General features: G+C 60.7%; 20 protein-coding genes and 1 tRNA gene. 16 read left to right on the top strand and 5 right to left on the bottom strand.

Annotation, left to right across the window (positions count from 1 at the left end; all coding sequences use genetic code 11):
- Positions 1 to 206: 206 nt before the first annotated feature.
- Positions 207 to 428: a hypothetical protein gene (locus VOI21_RS15455; RefSeq protein ID WP_323770824.1), complete on the bottom strand. Its 222-nt coding sequence runs from the start codon at positions 426 to 428 to the stop codon at positions 207 to 209.
- A gap of 500 nt (positions 429 to 928) precedes the next feature.
- Between VOI21_RS15455 and VOI21_RS15450 the strand changes: the two genes are divergently transcribed.
- Positions 929 to 1,004: transfer RNA gene (locus VOI21_RS15450), tRNA-Trp, on the top strand.
- Positions 1,005 to 1,125: 121 nt separating this feature from the next.
- On the opposite strand, the gene VOI21_RS15445 is transcribed toward VOI21_RS15450, so the two are convergent.
- Entirely contained in the window at positions 1,126 to 1,545 is a 420-nt protein-coding gene (locus tag VOI21_RS15445) for a hypothetical protein (protein WP_323770823.1), read from the bottom strand.
- 306 nt (positions 1,546 to 1,851) lie between these two features.
- Here VOI21_RS15445 and secE point away from each other — a divergent pair, with 306 nt between their 5' ends.
- The 11 genes from secE (at position 1,852) to rpoC (ending at position 17,831) form a co-directional block, all read left to right on the top strand.
- A complete protein-coding gene (gene secE / locus VOI21_RS15440; protein WP_323770822.1) occupies positions 1,852 to 2,055 on the top strand; it encodes a preprotein translocase subunit SecE in 204 nt (67 codons plus the stop codon).
- 152 nt (positions 2,056 to 2,207) lie between these two features.
- The gene (nusG, locus tag VOI21_RS15435) at positions 2,208 to 2,741 is read left to right on the top strand and encodes a transcription termination/antitermination protein NusG (RefSeq protein ID WP_323770821.1); all 534 of its coding nucleotides are present in this window, start codon (positions 2,208 to 2,210) and stop codon (positions 2,739 to 2,741) included.
- Positions 2,742 to 3,003: 262 nt separating this feature from the next.
- Positions 3,004 to 3,456, top strand: a complete 453-nt coding sequence (gene rplK / locus VOI21_RS15430) for a 50S ribosomal protein L11 (RefSeq protein WP_094033641.1) — start codon at positions 3,004 to 3,006, stop codon at positions 3,454 to 3,456.
- A gap of 4 nt (positions 3,457 to 3,460) precedes the next feature.
- Positions 3,461 to 4,159, top strand: coding sequence for a 50S ribosomal protein L1 (gene rplA / locus VOI21_RS15425; RefSeq protein WP_323770819.1), 699 nt, complete (start codon positions 3,461 to 3,463; stop codon positions 4,157 to 4,159).
- A 126-nt stretch (positions 4,160 to 4,285) separates the two neighbouring features.
- Positions 4,286 to 4,786 carry a molybdopterin-dependent oxidoreductase gene (locus VOI21_RS15420; protein WP_323770818.1) on the top strand — a complete coding sequence of 167 codons (501 nt, stop codon included), beginning with the start codon at positions 4,286 to 4,288 and terminating at the stop codon, positions 4,784 to 4,786.
- Positions 4,787 to 4,796: 10 nt separating this feature from the next.
- The gene (locus VOI21_RS15415) at positions 4,797 to 6,623 is read left to right on the top strand and encodes an ATP-binding protein (RefSeq protein ID WP_323770817.1); all 1,827 of its coding nucleotides are present in this window, start codon (positions 4,797 to 4,799) and stop codon (positions 6,621 to 6,623) included.
- Between the two features lie 28 nt (positions 6,624 to 6,651).
- Positions 6,652 to 7,491, top strand: a complete 840-nt coding sequence (locus tag VOI21_RS15410) for a DUF4105 domain-containing protein (protein WP_323770816.1) — start codon at positions 6,652 to 6,654, stop codon at positions 7,489 to 7,491.
- Between the two features lie 306 nt (positions 7,492 to 7,797).
- Positions 7,798 to 8,316, top strand: coding sequence for a 50S ribosomal protein L10 (gene rplJ / locus VOI21_RS15405; RefSeq protein WP_323770815.1), 519 nt, complete (start codon positions 7,798 to 7,800; stop codon positions 8,314 to 8,316).
- Positions 8,317 to 8,390: 74 nt separating this feature from the next.
- Complete coding sequence (rplL, locus tag VOI21_RS15400) at positions 8,391 to 8,771, top strand: 50S ribosomal protein L7/L12 (protein WP_094033635.1); 381 nt, start codon at positions 8,391 to 8,393, stop codon at positions 8,769 to 8,771.
- Between the two features lie 599 nt (positions 8,772 to 9,370).
- Positions 9,371 to 13,507: a DNA-directed RNA polymerase subunit beta gene (gene rpoB / locus VOI21_RS15395; RefSeq protein ID WP_323770839.1), complete on the top strand. Its 4,137-nt coding sequence runs from the start codon at positions 9,371 to 9,373 to the stop codon at positions 13,505 to 13,507.
- A 73-nt stretch (positions 13,508 to 13,580) separates the two neighbouring features.
- Positions 13,581 to 17,831 carry a DNA-directed RNA polymerase subunit beta' gene (rpoC, locus tag VOI21_RS15390; RefSeq protein ID WP_323770814.1) on the top strand — a complete coding sequence of 1,417 codons (4,251 nt, stop codon included), beginning with the start codon at positions 13,581 to 13,583 and terminating at the stop codon, positions 17,829 to 17,831.
- Positions 17,832 to 18,001: 170 nt separating this feature from the next.
- Here rpoC and VOI21_RS15385 read toward each other — a convergent pair whose 3' ends face one another.
- From VOI21_RS15385 to VOI21_RS15375, 3 genes are all read right to left on the bottom strand, one after another.
- Entirely contained in the window at positions 18,002 to 18,610 is a 609-nt protein-coding gene (locus VOI21_RS15385) for a ferric reductase-like transmembrane domain-containing protein (protein WP_323770813.1), read from the bottom strand.
- Between the two features lie 21 nt (positions 18,611 to 18,631).
- Positions 18,632 to 19,120, bottom strand: a complete 489-nt coding sequence (locus VOI21_RS15380) for a twin-arginine translocation pathway signal (RefSeq protein WP_323770812.1) — start codon at positions 19,118 to 19,120, stop codon at positions 18,632 to 18,634.
- Between the two features lie 151 nt (positions 19,121 to 19,271).
- Complete coding sequence (locus VOI21_RS15375) at positions 19,272 to 20,078, bottom strand: glycosyltransferase (RefSeq protein ID WP_323770811.1); 807 nt, start codon at positions 20,076 to 20,078, stop codon at positions 19,272 to 19,274.
- A gap of 366 nt (positions 20,079 to 20,444) precedes the next feature.
- Between VOI21_RS15375 and rpsL the strand changes: the two genes are divergently transcribed.
- The 4 genes from rpsL to tuf all read left to right on the top strand — a co-directional run bounded on the left by rpsL (position 20,445) and on the right by tuf (position 24,725).
- On the top strand, positions 20,445 to 20,816 hold the full coding sequence (gene rpsL / locus VOI21_RS15370; protein ID WP_005862801.1) for a 30S ribosomal protein S12: 372 nt from the start codon (positions 20,445 to 20,447) through the stop codon (positions 20,814 to 20,816).
- Between the two features lie 12 nt (positions 20,817 to 20,828).
- Positions 20,829 to 21,299: a 30S ribosomal protein S7 gene (rpsG, locus tag VOI21_RS15365; protein WP_089279935.1), complete on the top strand. Its 471-nt coding sequence runs from the start codon at positions 20,829 to 20,831 to the stop codon at positions 21,297 to 21,299.
- Positions 21,300 to 21,325: 26 nt separating this feature from the next.
- Positions 21,326 to 23,443 carry an elongation factor G gene (gene fusA / locus VOI21_RS15360; RefSeq protein ID WP_323770810.1) on the top strand — a complete coding sequence of 706 codons (2,118 nt, stop codon included), beginning with the start codon at positions 21,326 to 21,328 and terminating at the stop codon, positions 23,441 to 23,443.
- Between the two features lie 106 nt (positions 23,444 to 23,549).
- On the top strand, positions 23,550 to 24,725 hold the full coding sequence (gene tuf, locus VOI21_RS15355) for an elongation factor Tu (protein WP_323770809.1): 1,176 nt from the start codon (positions 23,550 to 23,552) through the stop codon (positions 24,723 to 24,725).
- Positions 24,726 to 24,760 lie beyond the last annotated feature (35 nt).

Below are 24,760 nucleotides of genomic sequence, written 5' to 3'. Positions count from 1 at the left end.
GATGTACTGTGCGTCACGGTCAACGGAGGGCGAGGTCATGGCGTGGGCGGAACCAGCGAAGGCTGCGGTTGCGATGAGGGCGGATGCGATGAGAGTTTTCATGTCGGTGTCCTTTAGGTCTGATTTGTTTGCGGGCTAACCCGCGAAGAATTGGGCAGGGCGTCGGGGATCAGGGAGGAGGTCAACGACGCCCCGGGCGGTCCGCATTACTGCAGGAACGCCTTGATCTGAGAGCGCTTCTCGCCGTTGCTGCCGTCGCCGTGGACGATGTTGTTGATCGAGGCCACTTCGGCAGCCGAGAGGGCCGAGAAGTCGGCACCGGGGACGATGTACTGTGCGTCACGGTCAACGGAGGGCGAGGTCATGGCGTGGGCGGAACCAGCGAAGGCTGCGGTTGCGATGAGGGCGGATGCGATGAGAGTTTTCATGTCGGTGTCCTTTAGGTCTGATTTGATTTGGGGCGGTCATACCCCGGCTTGGATTGTGCCGGGCTGTCCGTCCGACACCAGACAAACTGGGGACTGTCTGGAGGATTTAAACTCACAGGATGATCGCATTTGTTCACGTCGATTTGTCCTTGAAATTCATGACGATAGCCATGTCTTTGTGCATCCCTGCACAGCAATGGTTCGGGTCAGGAATTGCTGGGTTCTGGAGGCGCGAAACGGGTTTCAACTGGCGTGAATTGACCCCGTGATCCGGAACGATTTTTTCTGATCACAAGTATTTGTGGGGCGCGAGAATTGCTCTGATGCGCCGATTTGTTTCAGACCGCGCTCAAGGCCGTGAGGTGATGTGCGGAAACCTGTGAAACAGCGTGCGCAAAACCGTGAGACTCTGGGGGCGCGTCGCCGGGGGGGATCGCAAAAACCCCTGCTTTGGCCTCTTGATTTCACCTGCGGGTTGGCGTACCCCACGACACGGCCTTAGGGGTATAGCTCAGCTGGTAGAGCGACGGTCTCCAAAACCGTAGGTCGCGGGTTCGAACCCTGCTGCCCCTGCCAAAAATCCAGACACGCACGTTTGCCCGGCATTCCGGATAGGAAAGTCCGGGCACATAAGGGCCGGACGAAAAAAAGGGCCGCCCGAAGGCAGCCCCCTTTAAAGTCGTGTGCTGGATTGGCGTCAGTCAGCCATCAGGTCACGCACCACCGTATCGATATCCGAATTGTTGCCGCTGTGGATCGCGGTTTGCAGGCGCTGGATGTCGATGTCGCTCAGTGCGGCAATGTCCAGCTCTGGTGCGTAGCTGCTGATTTCGGCGCGCTCGGCTTCGGTCAGGCCTTCTTGGATCTCGACCTCAACGGTCTCGATCGGCGTCAGGTTGTCTTCGGTCACCAGAGCGCGCATCTGCAGGCCCTTTTCCGAAATGGACTCACCGCTGTTTGCGGTCAGCATGAGCTGGTTGATCTGCTGCTCTGTCAGGGTTTCGATCTTGATGCGCGGCAGGAAGCTTTCAATCGTGCTGATCTCAAGCTGGGTTTGCGCCATGGCGGTGGTGCCGATGACGGTTGCGATTGCGGTAGCGGTCAGAAAGCGAGTCATTAGATGGCTCCTTTGCTTCTGGTTTCTCTGTGCCGTGGCGCGGTGCCCCGGCGGCTCTGCATGGATAACGGGCTGCGGCAGGGGTTGTTCCCCAGAAAAAATCTTTTTATCCAATGTGTTGGGATGAATAATGCTCCGCGGGCGCGTAACCCGGAAGCGGTCCAGTGGTTCCATCACAGGTAACGCATTCCGGTCGCGTTTTGGTGAGGTCCCGGTGGTATGGCCAGGTTCCGGGTGCGGGACTTGTATTTGCGGGCATCTGCGCGTATTTCCGGGCAAACGTCGATACGCACGGGAATTCGCAGCATGGCAACTACCAATCCGCTTCAGTTCATCCAGCAGGTCCGGGCCGAAGTGGCCAAGATCGTCTGGCCGACACGGCGAGAGGTTTTCCTGACCACCATCATGGTGTTCATCATGGCCACGCTGACGGCGATCTTCTTCGCTCTTGTCGACTTGGGAATCCGCTCTGGTCTGCAGGCTTTGCTGACGGCGATCGGCAACGGCTGACCCGGCGCGGTCCTGTCCGGTCCTTGCCGCAGAAGCGCTTGCAATGCGGGACGAGGGCCGATAAGGACCACCGACACAGTTGGCGCGCGGTCTCGCGCGCCGATTTTCGTTTTGGGCAGGCCCGTGCGGGGCTGAAAGATCGAAGGTAGCACATGGCAAAGCGGTGGTATTCGGTAAGCGTTCTCTCGAACTTCGAGAAGAAGATTGCCGAACAGATCCGGACAGCGGTCGAAGAGCAAAGCCTCGAGGATCAGATCGACGAAGTTCTGGTCCCGACCGAAGAAGTGATCGAAGTGCGTCGCGGCAAGAAGGTGACGACAGAGCGTCGTTTCATGCCGGGGTACGTGCTGGTCCACATGGAAATGTCGGATCGGGGCTATCACCTCGTGAACTCGATCAACCGCGTCACCGGTTTCCTTGGTCCGCAGGGGCGCCCGATGCCGATGCGCGACGCCGAGGTCGAGGCGATCCTTGGCCGGGTTCAGGAAAACGAAGACCAACCGCGCACGCTGATCCACTTTGAGATCGGTGAAAAGGTCAAGGTCACCGACGGCCCGTTCGAGGGGTTCGACGGCATGGTCGAGGGTGTGGACGAAGACAACGCGCGCCTGCGTGTGTCGGTGTCGATCTTCGGTCGGGAAACGCCGGTGGAACTGGAATTTACGCAGGTCACAAAAGAGATCTGACGCGGCCGCACCCTGCGGGGGGCCGGCGATTTCGGGGGCGTGTGGCGAAAGCCGCGCGCTCTTTTCATTTGGGGCGGCCCCGATGCGGCATGGGCGGTTGATCTTTGATTGCAACTGGTCTATCCGCCGGAACTTCATCGGGTTGCGCGAGTCGTGACCCGTTTGATTGTGGGAGGCGAGGGCGTCGCGATGTCTGGACCTGACCACGCCACAACTCTGCCCCTGCGACGCGTCAACGGGGTGATGGAACAGGAGATAGCCGATGGCAAAGAAGCTCGCCGGCAAGATGAAACTGCAGATCCCTGCAGGCAAAGCCAACCCCTCGCCGCCCGTGGGCCCCGCCCTGGGTCAGCGCGGTATCAACATCATGGAATTCTGCAAGGCGTTCAACGCCAAGACGCAGGACATGGAGCCGGGCGCACCCTGCCCGACAGAGATTGTCTATTATCAGGACAAATCCTTCACCATGAACATCAAGACGCCGCCCGCGTCTTATTACCTGAAAAAGGCCGCCGGCCTGAAGCCCGTGGGCAAGCGGAACCGCCCCAAGGGCGCCGTGACCCCTGGCCGTGAAACCGTGGCAACGGTGACCGTGGCGCAAGTGCGTGAAATCGCCCAGGCCAAGATGAAAGACCTCTCGGCCAATGACGTCGAAGCGGCGATGCAGATCATCCTGGGCTCCGCCCGGTCGATGGGTATCGAGGTGAAAGGGTAAAATCATGGCAAAGCTCGGAAAACGCGCCACGGCCGCCCGCGAAGCCTTCGCTGGCAAAGAAGACCTGACGGTCGAAGAGGCAGTCAGCCTCATCAAGGCGAACTCGAAGACCAAGTTCGACGAGACCATTGAAATCGCCATGAACCTGGGTGTCGACCCGCGCCACGCTGACCAGATGGTCCGCGGCGTTGTCGGCCTGCCCAACGGCACCGGCAAGACCACCCGCGTGGCGGTTTTCGCCCGTGGCCCCAAGGCAGACGAAGCGCAGGCAGCCGGAGCTGACATCGTCGGCGCCGAGGACCTGATGGAAGCCATCCAAGGCGGCACCATCGACTTTGACCGCTGCATCGCGACGCCGGACATGATGCCGATCGTCGGTCGTCTGGGCAAGATTCTGGGCCCGCGCAACCTGATGCCGAACCCCAAGGTCGGCACGGTGACCATGGACGTGGCGCAGGCCGTCACGGACGCCAAGGGCGGTCAGGTCCAGTTCAAGGCCGAGAAGGCCGGTGTTGTCCACGCAGGTGTCGGCAAGGTCTCTTTCGATGAGGCCAAGCTGGTCGAGAACATCCGTGCCTTTGTCGGTGCGGTGAGCGCGGCCAAGCCTGCGGGCGCCAAAGGCACCTACATGAAAAAGATCGCTCTCAGCTCGACCATGGGTCCGGGCGTGACGATCGATGTCCAGAACGCCACCGGCAACTGAGCCAATCGGCACAAGGATTGACGAAGGCGGGCCAATGGTCCGCCTTTTTCGTTTCTGCAAACGCCTCATTAACGGGGCTGTCGTAGGACAATAGGGACATCGTTCGTCAACCGGATGGAGGTCCCGATGCCCTTTTTGCGTGTCTTGCTGGTTTTTCTGTTTTCTATCGTGTCGAGCTTGCCGTCGTTGGCGCTGGATGCGCCAAACGGGTCCCCGATCCTGACCGTCAGCGGTGAAATCGCGGTGACCAATGCCGACAACCGGGCGATTTTTGATCGTGAGATGCTCGAGTCGCTCGATTGGCGGCAGGTTGAGACCTACACACCGTTCACAGAGGGCCGCCAGCAGTTTGCGGGCCCGACCCTTGCCTCTTTGCTAGAGGCGTTGGGCGTCGACCGGGGCAGGTTGCTTGCCACGGCGTTGAACGATTTCACGATCGACATTCCGGTGTCGGACGCGCGAAAACACAACGTTCTGCTTGCGCTTGATCACAACGGGCAGGCGATGCGACCGCGTGCAAAGGGCCCGATCTGGGTCATCTACCCGTCAGATTCACCCGACGTGATCGACGATGAGCACGGGTCGCGGATGATCTGGCAATTGAATCGCATCCAGGTGCAGAAGTGAGGCAGGGGCGATGCTCCGTTGGCTGGGTGACAATGCGCGCGCTTTACGTGCGCTGACCGCGCTTTGCGCGGCGGTTGCGTTGGCGGTTCTGCTCTTCGTTTTTGAGCAGGCCCATGTCAAAAATCGCGCGAATGCGGTTCATATGGTGACGGCCGCTCTTTGGTCGATGAGCGAACTGCATTTCGAGAGCCAGCGGACGGTTTCCACGATCGAATCCTACTGGGCCGGGCGGACCGATCTCACGGATGTCCGGTTACGCTTTGATATCCTGTGGAGCAGGGTCGATGTCGCGGGCAAAGATTCCGAACGCATGGGGGTCTCTTTTGACACGATCCTAGACGACTATGTCGCCCTGTTGGAAACGAATGATCCTTTGATCTATGGCGCGGCCCCCCCGGATCGCGGCAGGCTGGAACGGTTTGTCGAGGAACTCTCAGCGCTCATTCTGGAATCCCGTCGGGTCTGGTCAATCACCTTTGGCATCCGCAATCCCATGGAACGGTTCGAAAATTCGCCCGCTGCGGAAGCCTATCAAACGCGCGTCCAGTTGGGGGCCTTTGTCCTGATTGCGATTTTGCTTGTATATGTCATGGCCGAGGTTTTTTTCGCCAACCGGGGACAGCGGATGGAGGCCGCTTTGCGGCGGGAAGCCGCAGATGCAAATGCCGCCAAGTCCCGTTTTCTGGCCAATGTCAGCCATGAAATCCGGACCCCTTTGAACGGTATCTTGGGCATGGCGTCGGAACTGTCCGAAACCAAGATGACCGCCGATCAGACCACCTGCCTTCGGGTGATCGAGCAGTCGGGGGCAGTCCTGCTGGGGACCATCAACGATGTGTTGGACCTGTCGCGCATCGAGGCCGGACAGCTTGGCGTGGATGAGCGTCCTTTTGTCCTGCGCGAACTCGTCGAGGCGGCCTGTGGGCTGTACAGCGCAAGGGCGCGCGAAAAGAACCTATATCTGACGCTGGATATTCAGGAAAATCTGCCGCCGGTTCTGGTGGGGGACGAGATCCGCATTCGGCAAGTGCTGCACAATCTGGTCGCCAATGCGGTGAAGTTCACAAGAGAAGGCGGCGTAAAGGTGCGGGTCCGACCCGATCTGGAACGCCACCGTCTGGTGATTGCCGTTCAGGATAGCGGCCCCGGTATCGATCGCGATGCGCAGGCGCGTATCTTTGAGCCGTTCATGCAGGCGGATTCGAGCATCACCCGCCAACACGGCGGCAGCGGCTTGGGGCTGACGATCTCACGCCAGCTTTGTCAGGCCATGGGTGGCGATCTGATGGTTGTCAGCCGACCGGGGCATGGCGCGACGTTCTTTTGCGATTTGCCGCTGCGGGCGGCCAGCGCCGAAGAGGCCCGCAAGGTGCGGTCTGAACCCGCCGCAGTGCCGGTGCTGGCGGGCATGCGGATTCTCGTGGCGGACGACAACGCGACCAACCGTCTGATCCTGTCGCGGTTTCTGGCAAAGACGCAGGCGGAACCCTTGTTTGCAGACACCGGTCAGGCGGCATTGGATATCATCCGCGAAAACCGCTGCGATGTGATCCTGATGGATGTCCAGATGCCAGTGATGGACGGGGTGGCCGCCACCAAAATCATCCGCGAAATGGAGCAGGCCGAGGGGGCAAGCCCTGCGTTCATCGTCGCGGTCACGGCCAATGTCCTCAGCCACCAGGTGTCAAGCTATCGCTCTGCCGGGATGGACGAGGTGCTGAGCAAACCTGTGTCAAAGCGCGATTTGCTGACCTTGCTGGGGCGACAGTTTCCGCAATGGAAGGACCGCACACCAACTGACGCTTCGGTCGCAACGGTGCGCGGTTCGTCTTCCTGATCATGTGCTGATCGTCTAGACCACCCGCATGAAACGTTTTTTGCTCTTGCTGCCCTTGGTTTTGATCGCGGGGCTTATCCTGAATTGGCAACTGACCCCCGCGTCGCATGACCGCGACTGGCGCGACGACTACAGCCGCCTGCCAAAAGTGTCGAAGCTGGACGGCTTATACCGCATCAAGGACATCCGCGACTGGGACTATGCTGCGGATGGGACGGTCGCCCGGCAAAGCTGGATTGCGCGTGATATTGATCCCGGCGCTCTGGAACAGGCGTATTTCCTCGTCGAACCCTTCGGTGCCGTGGATGCCATCGCGCATACAATGCTGTCGTTTTCCTTTGCGGATGGCTCTGCCTATGTCGCCTCTATCGAGGCGCGCCGCGAAAAGGGGGAGGCCTACAGTGCGCCCAAAGCGGCTGTGCTTCCGATCTTTGAGTATATGTTCGTCTGGACGACAGAGCGGGACATGTACGGGAACAGCGAGTTTTACGCCGGTGATCAACTGTATCTCTATCCGTTGGCCATTCCGTTGGAGCAGCAAAAGGCGGTCCTGAGGGCCATGCTGGATGAGACGGCCGACATTCAGACCGCACCGCGCTGGTACAATACCTTGTTCTCCAACTGCACCAATGTGCTGGCTCGCACCGTGAACAAGCTGGATGCCGGGGCCGTGCCTTTGGATGTCGCGTGGTTCTTGCCGGGATACGCCGCCGCGTTTCTCTATGAAGAACGGTTCCTGAAGCAGGCTGAGACCTTCGAGGCGGCCCGCCAAGCGGCGCATATCTCACCCTTGATACGCGACTTGTATCATATCGGAGATCCTCCCGCGTTTTCGCGCGCGCTGCGCGCTGCGCTGAACGGCAATTGAGATTTTTTTCGCCGGGGTGTCACGGCACCCTTGGCATCGCCCGCAAGAGTGATAAAGGAAGAGCCTGCGTGAAACATGCGATTCGTCGCGCGTGACATGTATTCGTCCGAGACGGTGGGTTGGCCTTGGCCTGTAAGTCCTGCCTGAGACGGGAAGAGACATCTTTGCGGAACGGTATCCACCGTTCCCAACGGATCGGCCAAGGCCCCTCCGTGATGCGTCGACCCTTATTGGACATTCCGTCCGGGGCCATCCCCCGGGCAAAATGAGCCGGAGGGTCCGCCCTCCAACAACTGGAGTGAAACTGTGGATAGAGCTCAGAAAGAAAAGGTGGTCGAGGAACTCGGCCAGATCTTCGAAAGCTCTGGCGTCGTGGTGGTGGCCCGCTACGAAGGTCTCACGGTTGCCGAGATGACGGACCTGCGGGGGCGCGCAAGCGCTGCCGAAGCTTCGGTCCGCGTCGCCAAGAACAGGCTCGCCAAGATCGCCCTTCAGGGCACGCCGTGCGAAAGCATTGGCGACCTGCTGGGTGGTATGACCGTTCTCGCCTTCTCCGAAGACCCTGTGGCTGCGGCCAAGGTCGTCGAAGATTTCGCCAAGGATAACAAGAAATTCGAAATCCTTGGCGGGAACATGGGCGGAACGGCTCTTGACCGGGCCGGTGTCGAGGCCGTGTCGAAAATGCCGTCGCGCGAGGAGCTTATTGCTTCGATCGTCGGCTGCATCGGCGCACCCGCTTCGAACATCGCCGGCGCAATTGGCGCACCTGCTTCGAACATCGCCTCCATTCTCTCGTCCATCGAAGAGAAAGCGGAAGCGGCGTAAGGCACACCGAAACGACCCGCGTAGGGAAAAATCCCTGACGTTGGAAAACACATCTAAACGGAAAGAGTCTCAAAATGGCTGATCTTAAAGCACTTGCAGAGCAAATCGTCGGTCTGACCCTGCTCGAAGCACAAGAACTGAAAACCATCCTCAAGGACGAGTACGGCATCGAGCCGGCAGCCGGTGGCGCCGTCATGATGGCGGGCCCGGCCGGCGACGCCGGTGGCGCAGCCGAGGAAGAAAAGACCGAATTTGACGTGATCCTGAAAGCCGCTGGCGACAAGAAGATCAACGTCATCAAAGAAGTCCGCGGCATCACCGGCCTGGGCCTGAAAGAAGCCAAAGAGCTGGTCGAAGCCGGCGGCAAGGCTGTCAAAGAAGGCGTTTCCAAGGACGAAGCCGAGGAAATCAAGAAAAAACTCGAAGCGGCTGGCGCCGAAGTCGAAGTCAAGTGATCGCCGGGAGGCGTTGCCTCCCCTCGTATCATTGGAACGCCTCCGGGAACTCCGGGGGCGTTTTGCGTTTGGCGCGCGTGGCCGCAACGACGCGGTGTGCTCCATGCCAGATCGGTTAAGAATCATCCCAGCTTGACGGTGGGGTCAGTTTTTGTCATTCTCGCAGGGTGTGGAAAACGCAAAACCCCGGCGTGGGTCTTGCGTTCGCGTGCTTAACCGAATATTCGAAAGTCTCCTGCGGGGTCGAGCGATTCGAGTCCGTTATTCGCTTTTGGTTTGACGAGGTGTCGACACGCAGCATTGAAATGTCAGCGCATCGTTCCCATCTCGCAAAGCTCACCCCGGAAATCACGGAAAACGCAGTGCGGGCATTGGTTGGGCGGCACGACCTGACATGCCTGAAAGCCGACCGTACCAGTCTTGGCAAGCCCCTCGGGTCAGAGGGGTTTTCCAAGGCAGGGCATACTGGATCGAGAGGTGCGTGGTGGGACGCGCGCCGAGAATGGATCTGATTGTCTGTCATCACTGACGCGCGCAATACCGTGGCCCCCGACGGTATGGACGTGCGGACAGAGAACATTGAAAGGGTGGCTCCACTCATGGCGCAAAGCTTCCTCGGTCAGAAACGCCTCCGCCGTTACTACGGCAAAATCCGTGAAGTCCTTGAAATGCCGAACCTCATCGAGGTTCAGAAGTCCAGCTACGAGCTGTTCCTGAAGTCCGGTGACCAGCCTCAGCCGCTGGACGGCGAAGGCATCAAAGGTGTGTTCCAGTCGGTTTTCCCGATCAAGGATTTCAACGAAACTGCGGTTCTGGAGTTCGTGAACTACGAACTGGAAAAGCCCAAATACGACGTCGAAGAGTGCATGCAGCGCGACATGACCTACAGCGCTCCGCTGAAGGTCACGTTGCGTTTGATCGTGTTCGATATCGATGAGGACACCGGCGCGAAGTCGGTCAAGGACATCAAGGAACAGGACGTGTTCATGGGCGACATGCCCCTGATGACGCCCAACGGCACCTTTGTCGTGAACGGCACCGAACGGGTCATCGTCTCCCAGATGCACCGCAGCCCCGGCGTTTTCTTCGACCACGACAAGGGCAAGACGCATTCGTCCGGCAAGCTGCTGTTTGCCTGCCGGATCATTCCCTATCGCGGGTCGTGGCTCGATTTCGAATTCGACGCCAAGGACATCGTCTTTGCCCGCATCGACCGTCGCCGCAAACTGCCGGTGACAACCCTGCTCTATGCCCTTGGGCTGGATCAGGAAAGCATCATGGATGCGTATTACAACACCGTGAACTTTGAGTACCGCAAGGGTGAGGGCTGGGCGACCAAGTTCTTCCCCGAGCGCGTGCGCGGCACCCGTCCGACCTTTGATCTGGTCGACGCGGACAGCGGTGAAGTGATTGGCGAAGCTAGCAAAAAAGTCACCCCGCGCGCGGTCAAGAAACTGATCGACGAAGGCAAGGTGAAGAACCTGCTGGTGCCGTTCGAACATATCGTCGGCAAATACGTCTCCAAGGACATCATTAACGAAGAGACCGGCGCGATCTACGTCGAGGCCGGGGATGAGTTGACCTGGACCATCGATAAGGATGGTGAGGTTTCCGGTGGCACGCTGAAAGAGCTGCTGGACGCGGGCGTGACCGAGATCCCGGTTCTGGATATCGACAACATCAACGTCGGTCCATACATGCGCAACACGATGGCGGCCGATAAGAACCTTGGCCGCGACACCGCGCTGATGGACATCTACCGCGTGATGCGCCCGGGCGAGCCGCCCACCGTCGAGGCTGCCTCGGCCCTGTTCGACACGCTGTTCTTTGACTCCGAGCGGTATGACCTCTCGGCCGTCGGTCGCGTGAAGATGAACATGCGTCTGGCCCTTGAAAAGCCCGACACCCAGCGCACGCTGGACCGCGAAGATATCGTTCAGTGCATCAAGGCGCTGGTCGAACTGCGCGACGGCAAGGGCGACATCGACGACATCGACCACCTCGGCAACCGTCGTGTGCGCTCGGTCGGCGAGTTGATGGAAAACCAGTACCGCGTCGGTCTGCTCCGCATGGAGCGCGCGATCAAGGAACGCATGTCGTCGGTCGAAATCGACACGGTGATGCCGCAGGATCTGATCAACGCGAAACCGGCGGCTGCCGCGGTGCGTGAGTTCTTTGGCTCCAGCCAGCTGTCGCAGTTCATGGACCAGACCAACCCGCTGTCCGAGGTGACGCACAAGCGTCGTCTTTCGGCGCTTGGACCGGGCGGTCTGACGCGGGAACGCGCAGGCTTTGAGGTGCGCGACGTTCACCCGACCCACTATGGCCGGATGTGCCCGATTGAAACGCCGGAAGGCCCGAACATCGGTCTGATCAACTCGCTGGCCACGTTTGCCCGAGTGAACAAATACGGCTTTATTGAAACGCCTTACCGGGTGGTTAAAGACCGCGTTGTCACCGACGAAGTGCACTATATGTCGGCGACCGAGGAAATGCGTCACACCGTGGCGCAGGCCAACGCGAAACTGGACGAAAACGGCCGGTTCGAGAACGATCTGGTGTCGACGCGGAAATCGGGTGACTACACACTGTCGCCGTCCGACAACGTCGATCTGATCGACGTGTCGCCGAAGCAGCTGGTGTCTGTTGCGGCCTCGCTGATCCCGTTCCTTGAAAACGACGACGCCAACCGCGCTCTGATGGGCTCGAACATGCAACGTCAGGCGGTTCCGACCCTGCGGGCCGAGGCGCCGCTGATCGGTACTGGCATCGAAGAGGTCGTTGCACGGGACTCCGGCGCGGCCGTCATGGCCAAGCGAGCCGGGATCATCGACCAGGTCGATGCGCAGCGGATCGTGATCCGGGCCACCGAAGATCTGGAGCTGGGTGACGCGGGCGTTGACATCTACCGGATGCGCAAGTTCCAGCGCTCGAACCAGAACACCTGTATCAACCAGAAACCTCTGGTGAAGGTGGGCGACACGGTTCTCAAGGGTGAGGTCATTGCAGACGGTCCGTCGACCGATCTGGGTGAGCTGGCGCTGGGGAAAAACGTGATCGTCGCGTTCATGCCCTGGAACGGCTACAACTACGAAGACAGCATCCTGATCTCTGAGCGGATCGCCAAGGATGACGTGTTCACCTCTGTCCACATCGAAGAATTCGAAGTGGCGGCGCGCGACACCAAGCTTGGGCCGGAAGAAATCACGCGCGACATCCCGAACGTCGGCGAGGAAGCCCTGCGCAACCTCGACGAAGCGGGCATCGTCTACATCGGTGCGGACGTGGAGCCGGGCGATATTCTGGTGGGCAAGATCACGCCCAAGGGCGAAAGCCCGATGACGCCGGAAGAAAAGCTGCTGCGCGCCATCTTTGGCGAAAAGGCATCTGACGTGCGCGACACCTCGCTGCGGGTCAAGCCGGGCGACTACGGTACTGTCGTCGAAGTGCGTGTCTTCAACCGTCACGGCGTCGAAAAGGACGAACGTGCCCTGCAGATCGAGCGTGAAGAGATCGAGGCGTTGGCCCGTGACCGGGACGACGAACTCGCCATCCTCGACCGCAACATCTATGCGCGTCTGAATGGCATGATCCTTGGCAAGACCGCCGTGAAGGGTCCGAAAGGTGTCCGGGCGAACTCGGAAATCAACGAGGACCTGCTGAGCACTTTGACCCGTGGTCAGTGGTGGCAGCTTGCCCTTGCTGAGGAAGAGGACGCCAAGCACGTCGAGGCCCTGCACGAGCAGTACGAGATCCAGAAGCGTGCTCTTGACGCTCGGTTCGAGGACAAGGTTGAAAAGGTCCGCCGTGGTGACGATCTGCCCCCGGGCGTGATGAAGATGGTCAAGGTGTTCATCGCGGTGAAGCGCAAGCTGCAGCCGGGTGACAAGATGGCCGGTCGTCACGGGAACAAGGGTGTGGTCAGCCGCGTGGTGCCGATGGAGGACATGCCGTTCCTTCGCGATGGTACGCCGGTCGACTTCTGCCTCAACCCGCTGGGTGTTCCGTCGCGGATGAACGTCGGTCAGATCCTTGAAACCCACATGGGCTGGGCCGCGCGCGGTCTGGGCATCGAGGTGGACGAGGCGCTACAAGAGTACCGCCGGTCGGGTGACCTGACCCCGGTACGTGAGGCGCTGCGGATCGCCTATGGCGATGAGGTCTACGAAGAAGGCCTTGCTCCGATGGGCGAAGACGACCTGATCGAGGCCGCAGGCAACGTCATCGGCGGTGTGCCGATTGCGACTCCGGTCTTTGACGGCGCCAAGGAAGCAGACGTGAACGATGCGCTGCGGCGTGCGGGCTTTGACGAGAGCGGCCAGTCCGATCTCTTTGACGGTCGCACCGGTGAGCAGTTCTCGCGTCAGGTGACGGTGGGTGTCAAATACCTGCTCAAGCTGCACCACCTTGTCGACGACAAGATCCACGCGCGTTCCACTGGTCCATACTCGCTTGTCACACAGCAGCCGCTGGGTGGTAAGGCGCAGTTCGGCGGTCAGCGTTTCGGGGAGATGGAGGTCTGGGCTCTGGAAGCTTATGGTGCCGCCTACACCCTGCAGGAAATGCTGACGGTGAAATCGGACGACGTGGCAGGCCGGACCAAGGTCTACGAGAGCATCGTCAAAGGCGAGGACAACTTCGAGGCCGGCGTGCCGGAATCGTTCAACGTTCTCGTCAAAGAGGTCCGGGGTCTGGGCCTCAACATGGAACTCCTGGATGCGGAGGAGGACGAGTAAGGCCGCCGCGCCTTGCTCAGGGGCGGTTCGCCGCCCCGCCTTCCCCGCTTCCCTCTGAATTTGTGAGGACTACATGAACCAGGAACTGACCAACAACCCGTTCAACCCCGTTGCACCGGTTAAAACCTTCGACGAGATCAAGGTCTCGCTGGCCTCCCCCGAACGGATCCTTTCGTGGTCCTTCGGTGAGATCAAGAAGCCCGAAACCATCAACTACCGCACGTTCAAGCCCGAGCGTGACGGCCTGTTCTGCGCGCGTATCTTTGGCCCGATCAAGGATTACGAATGCCTGTGCGGCAAATACAAGCGCATGAAATATCGCGGCGTCGTCTGCGAAAAATGCGGTGTCGAAGTCACGCTGCAAAAGGTCCGCCGCGAGCGGATGGGCCACATCGAACTGGCCGCGCCCTGCGCCCACATCTGGTTCCTCAAGTCGCTGCCCTCGCGCATCGGCCTGATGCTGGACATGACGCTGCGCGATCTGGAACGCGTGCTGTACTTTGAAAACTACGTTGTCATCGAGCCGGGTCTGACCGACCTCGCCTACGGCCAGATGATGAACGAAGAAGAGTTCAACGACGCCCAGGACCAGTTTGGCGCGGACGCGTTTTCGGCCAATATCGGTGCCGAAGCGATCCGTGAAATGCTGGCCGCCATCGACCTTGAAGCCGAGGCAGAAAACCTGCGCGCGGACCTCAAGGAAGCGACCGGTGAACTGAAGCCCAAGAAGATCATCAAACGTCTGAAGGTTGTTGAATCCTTCCTCGAGTCCGGCAACCGGCCCGAGTGGATGATCATGACCGTGATCCCGGTCATCCCGCCCGAACTGCGCCCGCTGGTGCCGTTGGACGGTGGCCGCTTTGCGACCTCTGACCTGAACGACCTGTATCGCCGCGTGATCAACCGGAACAACCGCCTCAAGCGGCTGATCGAATTGCGCGCGCCGGACATCATTGTCCGCAACGAAAAGCGGATGTTGCAGGAATCCGTTGACGCGCTGTTTGACAACGGCCGTCGCGGTCGCGTGATCACCGGTGCCAACAAACGCCCGCTGAAATCGCTGTCCGACATGCTGAAAGGTAAGCAGGGTCGCTTCCGTCAGAACCTTTTGGGTAAGCGCGTCGACTTCTCCGGTCGTTCGGTCATCGTGACCGGCCCGGAACTGAAGCTGCACCAGTGCGGTCTGCCCAAGAAGATGGCGCTCGAACTGTTCAAGCCGTTCATCTATTCGCGGCTGGAGGCCAAAGGCCTGTCTTCGACGGTCAAACAGGCCAAGAAGCTGGTCGAGAAAGAGCGCCCCGAGGTTTGGGATATTCTAGACGAAGTCATTCGTGAGCACCCGGTCCTTCTGAACCGCGCGCCCACGCTGCACCGTCTGGGCATTCAGGCGTTCGAACCCACGCTGATCGAAGGCAAGGCCATCCAGCTGCACCCGCTGGTCTGCTCGGCCTTCAACGCTGACTTTGACGGCGACCAGATGGCCGTGCACGTCCCGCTGAGCCTTGAGGCCCAGTTGGAAGCGCGCGTTCTGATGATGTCGACCAACAACGTTCTGTCGCCCGCCAACGGCGCGCCGATCATCGTTCCTTCGCAAGATATGATCCTTGGTCTGTACTATGTGACCATCGCCCGCGATGGCATGACTGGCGAGGGCATGGTGTTTTCCGCGCCTGAAGAAGTTGAACACGCGCTCAACGCTGGCGAGGTGCATCTGCACGCCAAGATCAAATGCCGGGTCAAGCAGATCGACGAAGAAGGCAATGAGGTCTGGCAGCGGTTCGACTCGACCCCCGGTCGCATTCGTCTGGGCGGCTTGCTGCCGCTGAACGCGAAGGCACCGTTTGAACTGGTGAACCGCCTGCTGCGCAAGGGCGACGTTCAGACCGTCATCGACACCGTCTACCGCTATTGCGGTCAGAAAGAGTCGGTCATCTTCTGCGATCAGATCATGCGTCTGGGCTTTGTCGAGGCGTTCAAGGCGGGCATTTCGTTCGGCAAGGACGACATGGTCATTCCCGACAACAAGTGGGAACTGGTCGACGAAACCCGCGATCAGGTGAAGGACTTTGAACAGCAGTACATGGACGGCCTGATCACTCAGGGCGAAAAGTACAACAAGGTCGTCGATGCCTGGTCCAAGTGTAACGACAAGGTCACCGAGGCGATGATGAACACCATCTCCGCCCGGCGTGAGGACGAGAACGGCGCCGAAATGGAGCCGAACTCGGTCTACATGATGGCCCACTCCAAGGCCCGTGGCTCTGTCACCCAGATGAAACAGCTGGGTGCCATGCGCGGCCTGATGGCCAAGCCGAACGGCGACATCATCGAGACGCCGATCATCTCGAACTTCAAGGAAGGTCTGACCGTTCTTGAATACTTCAACTCGACCCACGGTGCCCGTAAGGGTCTGTCGGACACCGCTCTGAAGACGGCGAACTCGGGTTATCTGACCCGTCGTCTGGTGGATGTGGCGCAGGACTGCATCATCCGCATGAATGACTGCGGCACTGATCGTGCGATCACCGCCGAGGCGGCGATCAACGACGGTGAAGTGGTCGCCACGCTGGGCGAGCGCATTCTGGGTCGTGTTGCGGCCGATGATCTGCTCCACCCCGAGACCGGTGAACTGCTGGTGCGCGAAGGCGAGCTGATCGACGAACGCACCGCCGATCTGGTCGAGGAATCGGGCATGGCGACGGCGCGCATCCGTTCGCCGCTGACCTGTGAGGCCGAAGAGGGCGTTTGCGCCACCTGCTACGGGCGTGACCTTGCCCGCGGCACCAAGGTGAACACCGGCGAGGCCGTCGGTATCATCGCGGCGCAGTCGATCGGTGAACCCGGTACACAGCTGACCATGCGGACGTTCCACATGGGCGGCGTTGCGCAGGGTTCGTCGCGCTCCTTCCTCGAAGCCAGCCAGAACGGTAAGATCGTCTTCGCCAACCCGGGCACGATTACCAATGCCGCGGGCGAACTGATCGTGATGAACCGGAACATGCAGGTTCTGATCATGAGCGATCAGGACGAAGAGATCGCATCCCACAAGATGGGCTACGGCTCCAAGCTGTTCGTGAAGGAAGGCCAGCAGGTCAAACGCGGCGATAAGCTGTACGAATGGGACCCCTACACGCTGCCGATCATCGCCGAGAAAGATGGTATCGCCAAACACGTGGACCTCGTGAACGGCTTGGCCGTGCGTGAGGAAACCGACGATGCCACCGGCATGACCCAGAAGATCGTGATCGACTGGCGGGCCGCGCCCAAGGGCAATGAGCTCAAGCCCGAGATCATCCTGATGGATGCCGACGGGGAGCCGCTGCGCAACGATCAGGGCAACCCGATCAAGTACACCATGTCGGTGGATGCGATCCTGTCCTGTGAAGACGGGCAGGAGGTCAAGGCCGGTGACGTTGTCGCGCGTATCCCGCGCGAGGGTGCCAAGACCAAGGACATTACCGGTGGTCTGCCGCGTGTGGCCGAACTCTTTGAGGCGCGTCGCCCCAAGGACCACGCCATCATCGCGGAAATCGACGGCTACGTGCGCTTTGGCAAGGACTATAAGAACAAGCGTCGGATCACGATCGAACCGGCGGACGACAGCCTTGAGCCCAAGGAATACATGATCCCAAAAGGCAAGCACATCCCGGTTGCCGAGGGCGATTACATCCAGAAGGGCGACTACATCATGGACGGCAACCCCGCGCCGCATGACATTCTTGCGATCATGGGGATCGAGGCGCTGGCCAACTACATGATCGACGAGGTGCAGGACGTCTATCGCCTGCAGGGCGTGAAGATCAACGACAAGCACGTCGAGGTCATCGTCCGTCAGATGCTGCAGAAATGGGAGATCCAGGACTCTGGGGATACCACGCTGCTGAAGGGTGAGCACGTCGACAAGATGGAGTTCGACGAAGCCAACTCCAAGGCCGAGAAAAAGGGCGGTCGTCCGGCCAAGGGCGAACCAATCCTGCTGGGCATCACCAAGGCGTCGTTGCAGACGCGGTCCTTTATCTCTGCCGCCTCCTTCCAGGAGACGACACGGGTCCTGACCGAGGCTTCGGTGCAGGGCAAGAAGGACACGCTGATCGGTCTCAAGGAGAACGTCATCGTGGGCCGCCTGATCCCGGCGGGCACCGGTGGTGCGACCCAGAAGGTGCGCAAGATCGCGCAGGATCGCGACAACGTCGTGATCGAGGCGCGTCGCGAGGAGGCCGAGGCGGCCGCCGCGCTGGCGGCACCGGTAAAGGCCGAAGAGGATGTGGTCGGCGGGGATGAGTTCGACACCCTGATCGTGGACACCCCGGAGAGCCGCGAATAAGCGCCTCTGGATCTGAAAATGGGAAAGCCCGCCTCTGCCAAGAGGCGGGCTTTTTCGTATCTGGAGGGGCTGTCCACGCGTGGACAGCCTGTCGCGTATTTAAAATCAACGAGTTACAGTGGCGAATTTACAATTTGTTAGGGAATGCCCGGTGTGGGGCGGGGTCATAATCACCGCCCACGCGTGCCGCGAAACCAGCCGCGCAAGTCCGCGATAACCACAGCCGTCGCCACCACAACCAGCGCGCAGAGGGCCAGTTTGGACAGCGGCTCCATCGTGCCCTCGATCAGCAGGGCGTGCAGGACGGTCCCCAGAACGATGACCATAGCCAAGGTGGTATGGGCGTTGCGCCACACGCGGTAAGGCAGGCGCAGCCGACGGCGGAGCGCGGCCAGCAGCGCCGCGCCAAAGATCGCCCACATGGCGAGAACGCCGAACGGAGAAAACGGGGTGGGGGAGCGGAACAGCAGGGCGTCGATCACGTCGGGCGGGCTGGTGAGCCACAGGCCCGCGACATGCACCACAACAGAGGCCACAAGCAGACTGCCGATGACACGGTGGACGTACCGCCCGCGTCGCAGAGGCAGGCCGGGCAGGTTGCCCCCTGCCAGAAGCGGTTGCAAAAGGATCAGCCCAAGCCCCAGCACCCCGGCAAACCCGGCGACGATGTAGACCGGCTGTCGCCATGCCAGCAGGGGGCTTTGCGCCGCCAATAAGACCGGCACGCCAAGGGCCAGACCCAGCGCGACCCAGATCAGCGGCGCGCGCAGCCGGTGCATCTGTCGGGTCTCCGGGGCCGCTCAGGCCGGTTGCAGAACAAAATGCGCCTCTAGGCTGGTGTCCCGGGCGCTGGACATGACGGGGCGCAGGAACACGGTTTCAAAGTCGCCGCTGTCATAAGCCAGATGGCCATGCGGCTGCCCGAAGGCCGGGATGATCTGCGGCATCTCGAGCCGGAACACCCCGTCCGCATCGGTCAGCGTGGCCCCGTGGCTGTGCGGGTCGCGTTCATGGCCTTCGGTGGTATGCGCCCAGATCTGGATGCGCTGACCGGGCAGCGGGGCCCCATCCCCGGCGCGGCGCACGGTGCCTGTCATCCAGAAACCGCCGTCGCCAATGCGGTCAACGATGGCCGCCCCGCGCCGGTAGTTGTTGGCCCCGCCGCGCATGGACCGGGTGGGTGTCAGGCTTTGGGCATGGGCGGGCCGCAGCAGGCCGGAGGTGCCCGTGGCCAGCACGGCACCGCCGGTGGCAAGTAGGGCGCGGCGGGTGAACGGACGTTTCGTCATGCGGAGTCATCCTTTGTCACTTGGGAAACCACGGCGCGTTTCAACGCCTCCACTGGCATAAAGACTAGTGCCTATCCGAAGGCCGACCAATACACGCCACCCCAGCACGCGAGAAAGTGACTGCCCCAAGCCACTGGAGCCGCCCCTTTGCTCAGGTGTTGGCGAACACCCGCCGGACGCGATCGGCGTCGATGGCAAACCGCGCTTTGACATCGGCCTCCCCGGCGGCGTCCAGCCGGGGCAGGGACACCGGTTTCACATGTTTCTTCTGGCGCGAGTCGTTGTGGTCATTATGGCCGCGCAGATACATGACCGGCTGCGTAAAGGTGACGGTCGGCATGTGCTGGTTGATCTTGTAGTGGCCAAAATTCATGATCGACTGGCGTGCGCCCGCGCGCACGGCCACGGCCTGTGCGACCCCCCAGTAGGGTGTGACCTGCACCTGAGCCGCCAGCCCCTGCGCGTCGGGGCGGCCGATATAGCCCCGGTTCCAGTCAAAGCCGACCAGTCGGTGCTTGGCCAGCAGAGGCGCGCAATCCTGCGCGGCCTGCCGCAGGTGGGCGACGAAATCCACAGCAACGGCATCATCGTCATCGTGGCGGAATTGCAGGCAGGGCTGGTCCATGTCGCGGACCGCATTGATCACGTCCTGACAGACCTGGCGATGTGGACCGGGCGCGCGGGCCACAACCATGGCCTGCGGGAAATCTCGGGTCAGGTCCAGCAGACGTTCCAGCCACAGCTCTGGCATGGCCTCTCCGACGAGGATCACAAAGATGAAATCCGGGTCTGTCTGGGCCTTCAGGCCCGGCAGGCAGAGGCATTCGAAATGGCGAAACCGCTCGGCGATCCGGGCGGGGTCATAGAGATAGGCGATCCGATCTTCGAGGCTGTTGTGCTCGACCTGAAAACCGCCCTCGGCGGGGTAGGAAAATCGGCAGAAACCGATGACTTGCATGCCTGTTCCCTTTGTGCGAAGCCGCTGCACTTGCATGGCATTGCCGGGCTTGGCGGGCAACCCCGGTGGCCTGTTGACATGGCCCGCGACTCCCCCTATACGCCCGCTAATCCGCTGTGGAAATTCCACCGGCGGCCTTACATAACCAAGCGGTCACGATCCGGGTTAACCGCCCCGATCCTCTGGACACCCACCGCGTCGTTCCCGTGAACAGGGGAACGCAGCGGTTTTTTGCGTCTTTTCCTGCTTTGCAGGGTGGTGGCGCGCTGAGACGGAGCCCGGCTTTGCGCAGGGTGCCACGAACTGAAACTCCGCACGGGACGGCCCGTGCAGCACACATGTGAGAAGCACGGGGAAATAACCGGAATGCCCACGATCCAACAGCTGATCCGCAAGCCGCGGCAGCCCAAAGTCAAGCGCTCGAAGTCGCAGCACCTCGAGCAGTGCCCGCAAAAGCGCGGTGTCTGCACCCGTGTGTACACCACCACGCCGAAGAAGCCGAACTCGGCCATGCGTAAGGTGGCCAAGGTGCGCCTGACCAATGGCTACGAGGTGATCAGCTATATCCCGGGTGAAAGCCACAACCTGCAGGAGCACTCGGTGGTTTTGATCCGTGGTGGTCGTGTAAAAGACCTTCCCGGCGTGCGTTACCACATCCTGCGCGGTGTTCTCGACACCCAGGGCGTCAAGGACCGCAAGCAGCGTCGTTCGAAATACGGCGCCAAGCGTCCGAAGTAAGAGGATTACAACATGTCTCGTCGTCACGCCGCAGAGAAGCGCGAAGTCCTGCCCGACGCCAAGTATGGTGACCGGGTTCTGACAAAATTCATGAACAACCTGATGTACGACGGCAAGAAATCTGCCGCCGAACGCATCGTTTACAATGCGCTTGACCGCGTCGAAGCAAAGGTCAAGCGCGCCCCGGTGGAGATCTTCCACGAGGCGCTGGACAACATCAAGCCGTCGGTCGAGGTTCGCTCGCGCCGCGTTGGTGGTGCCACCTACCAGGTTCCGGTCGAAGTGCGCCCCGAGCGCCGTGAGGCCCTTGCGATCCGCTGGCTGATCAATGCCTCGCGCGCCCGCAATGAGAACACCATGGAAGAGCGCCTTGCAGGTGAGCTGATCGACGCGGTGCAATCGCGCGGGTCCGCCGTCAAGAAGCGCGAAGACACCCACAAGATGGCCGACGCCAACAAAGCGTTCAGCCATTACCGCTGGTAAACCACTTCTTCTGAGGACAAGGCCCCATGGCACGCGATTACCCTCTCGAACGGTACCGGAACTTCGGTATCATGGCGCACATCGATGCAGGTAAAACCACCTGCTCGGAGCGGATTCTGTTCTACACCGGCAAGTCGCACAACATCGGCGAAGTGCACGATGGCGCTGCGACCATGGACTGGATGGAGCAGGAGCAGGAACGCGGGATCACCATCACTTCGGCTGCGACGACCACTTTCTGGGAGCGCACCGAGAATGGCACCGAACCCGATAGCGCCAAGCACCGCCTGAACATCATCGACACCCCCGGACACGTCGACTTCACCATCGAGGTCGAGCGTTCGCTGGCGGTTCTCGACGGTGCCGTGGCCGTTCTGGACGCCAACGCCGGCGTCGAGCCGCAGACCGAAACCGTGTGGCGTCAGGCTGACCGCTACAAGGTTCCGCGGATCGTGTTCGTCAACAAGATGGACAAGATCGGCGCGGACTTCTTCAACTGCGTTCACATGATCGAAGACCGCACCGGCGCGCGCGCCGTTCCCGTCGGTATTCCGATCGGTGCCGAGACCGAGCTGGAAGGTCTGATTGACCTCGTGACCATGGAAGAGTGGCTGTGGCAGGGTGAGGATCTGGGCGCGTCCTGGATCAAGGCTCCGATCCGCGAAAGCCTGCAGGACATGGCTGACGAGTGGCGTGGCAAGATGATCGAGGCCGCCGTCGAAGAAGACGACGACGCGATGGAAGCCTATCTCGAAGGCGAAGAGCCCGACGTCCCGACGCTGCGCAAGTTGCTCCGCAAGGGCACTCTGGCGATGCATTTCGTGCCGGTTCTGGGGGGCTCTGCCTTCAAGAACAAAGGCGTGCAGTCGCTGCTCAACGCCGTGATCGACTATCTGCCCAGCCCGCTGGACGTGGTCGACTACATGGGCTTCTCGCCGGACGACGAGACCGAAGAGCGCAACATCCCGCGTCGCGCGGATGACAACATGCCGTTCGCCGGTCTGGCGTTCAAGATCATGAACGACCCCTTCGTCGGCTCGCTGACGTTCACCCGGATCTATTCGGGCAAGATGAACAAGGGCGACTCGATCCTGAACTCGACCAAAGGCAAGAAAGAGCGCATCGGTCGTATGATGATGATGCACTCCAACAACCGCGAAGAGATCGAAGAGGCCTGGGCCGGCGACATCATCGCGCTTGCGGGTCTGAAGGACACCACCACGGGCGACACCCTGTGTGACGCGAAAGAGCCGGTGGTTCTGGAAACCATGACCTTCCCCGATCCGGTCATCGAGATCGCGGTTGAGCCCAAGACCAAGGGCGACCAGGAAAAGATGTCGGCGGGTCTGGCCCGTCTGGCAGCAGAAGACCCGTCCTTCCGCGTCGAAACGGATATCGAATCCGGTCAGACGATCATGAAGGGCATGGGCGAACTTCACCTGGACATCCTGGTTGACCGTCTCAAGCGGGAATTCAAGGTCGAGGCCAACATCGGTGCGCCGCAGGTGGCTTATCGTGAGACCATCGGTCACGAAGTCGAACATACCTACACCCACAAGAAACAGTCGGGTGGTTCGGGTCAGTTCGCCGAAGTGAAGATGATCATCTCTCCGACAGAGCCGGGCGAAGGCTATTCGTTCGAATCCAAGATCGTGGGCGGTTCCATTCCCAAGGAATACATCCCCGGTGTGGAAAAGGGCGTGAAATCGGTTATGGACAGCGGCCCCCTGGCTGGCTTCCCCGTGATCGACTTCAAGGTCTCGCTGATCGACGGTAAGTTCCACGACGTTGACTCCAGCGTTCTGGCGTTTGAGATCGCGGCACGTATGTGCATGCGTGAAGGCATGCGCAAAGCGGGTGCCAAGCTGCTGGAACCGATGATGAAAGTCGAAGTGATCACACCGGAAGAATACACCGGTGGTATCATTGGCGACCTGACCTCGCGTCGTGGTCAGGTGTCGGGCCAGGAGCCTCGTGGCAACGCCGTTGCCATCGATGCCTTTGTTCCGCTGGCCAACATGTTCGGCTACATCAACACGCTGCGGTCGATGTCCTCTGGCCGGGCGAACTTCTCGATGCAGTTCGACCACTACGATCCGGTTCCGCAGAACATCTCGGACGAGATCCAATCGAAATACGCATAAGCCGGGTGGCGGTGTCGGCGGGGTAACCCGCCGAGGAAATCCGCCCTACCCACCACCGTAGGGTGGGGTTTGACCCCACCACCCGAAACGAAGAAGGAGCCTACCTATGGGTAAGGAAAAGTTTGAACGCGGCAAGCCGCACTGCAACATCGGCACGATTGGTCACGTTGACCACGGCAAGACGACGCTGACGGCGGCGATCACCAAGTATTTCGGTGACTTCAAGGCGTATGACCAGATCGACGGCGCGCCGGAAGAAAAAGCCCGCGGGATCACCATCTCGACGGCGCACGTGGAATACGAGACCGACAACCGCCACTACGCGCACGTCGACTGCCCCGGCCACGCTGACTACGTCAAGAACATGATCACCGGTGCCGCCCAGATGGACGGCGCGATCCTGGTGGTGAACGCCGCTGACGGCCCGATGCCGCAGACCCGTGAGCACATCCTGCTGGGCCGCCAGGTGGGCATTCCCGCCATGGTTGTATTCCTCAACAAAGTCGACCAGGTCGACGACGAGGAACTGCTGGAGCTGGTGGAAATGGAAGTCCGCGAGCTGCTGTCCGAATACGACTACCCGGGCGACGACATTCCGATCATCGCGGGCTCCGCGCTGGCGGCGATGGAAGGCCGCGATCCGGAAATCGGCGAGAACAAGATCCGCGAACTGATGGCGGCCGTGGATGAGTACATCCCGCAGCCCGAGCGCGCGATCGACATGCCGTTCCTGATGCCGATCGAAGACGTGTTCTCGATCTCGGGTCGTGGTACGGTTGTGACCGGCCGGATCGAGCGTGGCGTGATCAACGTGGGCGATACCATTGAAATCGTTGGTATCCGTGACACGACTTCGACCACCTGTACCGGTGTCGAAATGTTCCGCAAGCTGCTGGACCGCGGTGAAGCAGGCGACAACGTCGGCGTTCTGCTGCGCGGCATCGACCGCGAAGGCGTCGAGCGTGGTCAGGTTCTGTGCAAGCCGAAGTCGGTGAACCCGCACACCAAGTTCGAGTGTGAGGTCTACATCCTGACCAAGGAAGAAGGCGGCCGTCACACGCCGTTCTTCAAGAACTACCGCCCGCAGTTCTACTTCCGCACGACGGACGTGACCGGCACGGTTGAGCTGCCCGATGGCACCGAGATGGTGATGCCGGGCGACAACCTGAAGTTCAACGTCGAGCTGATCGCACCGATCGCGATGGAAGACGGCCTGCGCTTCGCCATCCGCGAAGGCGGCCGCACCGTCGGGTCGGGCGTCGTGTCGAAGATCATCGACTGATTGTCTGAGGTGTCGCCCGTTGCGGCGACACCGTC

This window comes from Antarctobacter sp. (assembly GCF_034670325.1).
Taxonomy (GTDB): domain Bacteria; phylum Pseudomonadota; class Alphaproteobacteria; order Rhodobacterales; family Rhodobacteraceae; genus Antarctobacter.
This window is presented reverse-complemented; position numbering and strand designations above follow the sequence as displayed.

Excerpts from the sequence above, each read along its gene's own strand:
- fusA (WP_323770810.1), top strand. The coding sequence starts at position 21,326 with ATGGCACGCGATTACCCTCTCGAACGGTACCGGAACTTCGGTATCATG.
- rplL (WP_094033635.1), top strand. The coding sequence starts at position 8,391 with ATGGCTGATCTTAAAGCACTTGCAGAGCAAATCGTCGGTCTGACCCTG.
- VOI21_RS15455 (WP_323770824.1), bottom strand. The coding sequence starts at position 428 with ATGAAAACTCTCATCGCATCCGCCCTCATCGCAACCGCAGCCTTCGCT.
- nusG (WP_323770821.1), top strand. The coding sequence starts at position 2,208 with ATGGCAAAGCGGTGGTATTCGGTAAGCGTTCTCTCGAACTTCGAGAAG.
- rpoB (WP_323770839.1), top strand. The coding sequence starts at position 9,371 with ATGGCGCAAAGCTTCCTCGGTCAGAAACGCCTCCGCCGTTACTACGGC.
- VOI21_RS15445 (WP_323770823.1), bottom strand. The coding sequence starts at position 1,545 with ATGACTCGCTTTCTGACCGCTACCGCAATCGCAACCGTCATCGGCACC.
- rpsL (WP_005862801.1), top strand. The coding sequence starts at position 20,445 with ATGCCCACGATCCAACAGCTGATCCGCAAGCCGCGGCAGCCCAAAGTC.
- VOI21_RS15385 (WP_323770813.1), bottom strand. The coding sequence starts at position 18,610 with ATGCACCGGCTGCGCGCGCCGCTGATCTGGGTCGCGCTGGGTCTGGCC.
- VOI21_RS15415 (WP_323770817.1), top strand. The coding sequence starts at position 4,797 with ATGCTCCGTTGGCTGGGTGACAATGCGCGCGCTTTACGTGCGCTGACC.
- tuf (WP_323770809.1), top strand. The coding sequence starts at position 23,550 with ATGGGTAAGGAAAAGTTTGAACGCGGCAAGCCGCACTGCAACATCGGC.
- rpoC (WP_323770814.1), top strand. The coding sequence starts at position 13,581 with ATGAACCAGGAACTGACCAACAACCCGTTCAACCCCGTTGCACCGGTT.
- rplA (WP_323770819.1), top strand. The coding sequence starts at position 3,461 with ATGGCAAAGCTCGGAAAACGCGCCACGGCCGCCCGCGAAGCCTTCGCT.
- VOI21_RS15380 (WP_323770812.1), bottom strand. The coding sequence starts at position 19,120 with ATGACGAAACGTCCGTTCACCCGCCGCGCCCTACTTGCCACCGGCGGT.
- VOI21_RS15420 (WP_323770818.1), top strand. The coding sequence starts at position 4,286 with ATGCCCTTTTTGCGTGTCTTGCTGGTTTTTCTGTTTTCTATCGTGTCG.
- VOI21_RS15375 (WP_323770811.1), bottom strand. The coding sequence starts at position 20,078 with ATGCAAGTCATCGGTTTCTGCCGATTTTCCTACCCCGCCGAGGGCGGT.
- secE (WP_323770822.1), top strand. The coding sequence starts at position 1,852 with ATGGCAACTACCAATCCGCTTCAGTTCATCCAGCAGGTCCGGGCCGAA.
- rpsG (WP_089279935.1), top strand. The coding sequence starts at position 20,829 with ATGTCTCGTCGTCACGCCGCAGAGAAGCGCGAAGTCCTGCCCGACGCC.
- rplK (WP_094033641.1), top strand. The coding sequence starts at position 3,004 with ATGGCAAAGAAGCTCGCCGGCAAGATGAAACTGCAGATCCCTGCAGGC.
- VOI21_RS15410 (WP_323770816.1), top strand. The coding sequence starts at position 6,652 with ATGAAACGTTTTTTGCTCTTGCTGCCCTTGGTTTTGATCGCGGGGCTT.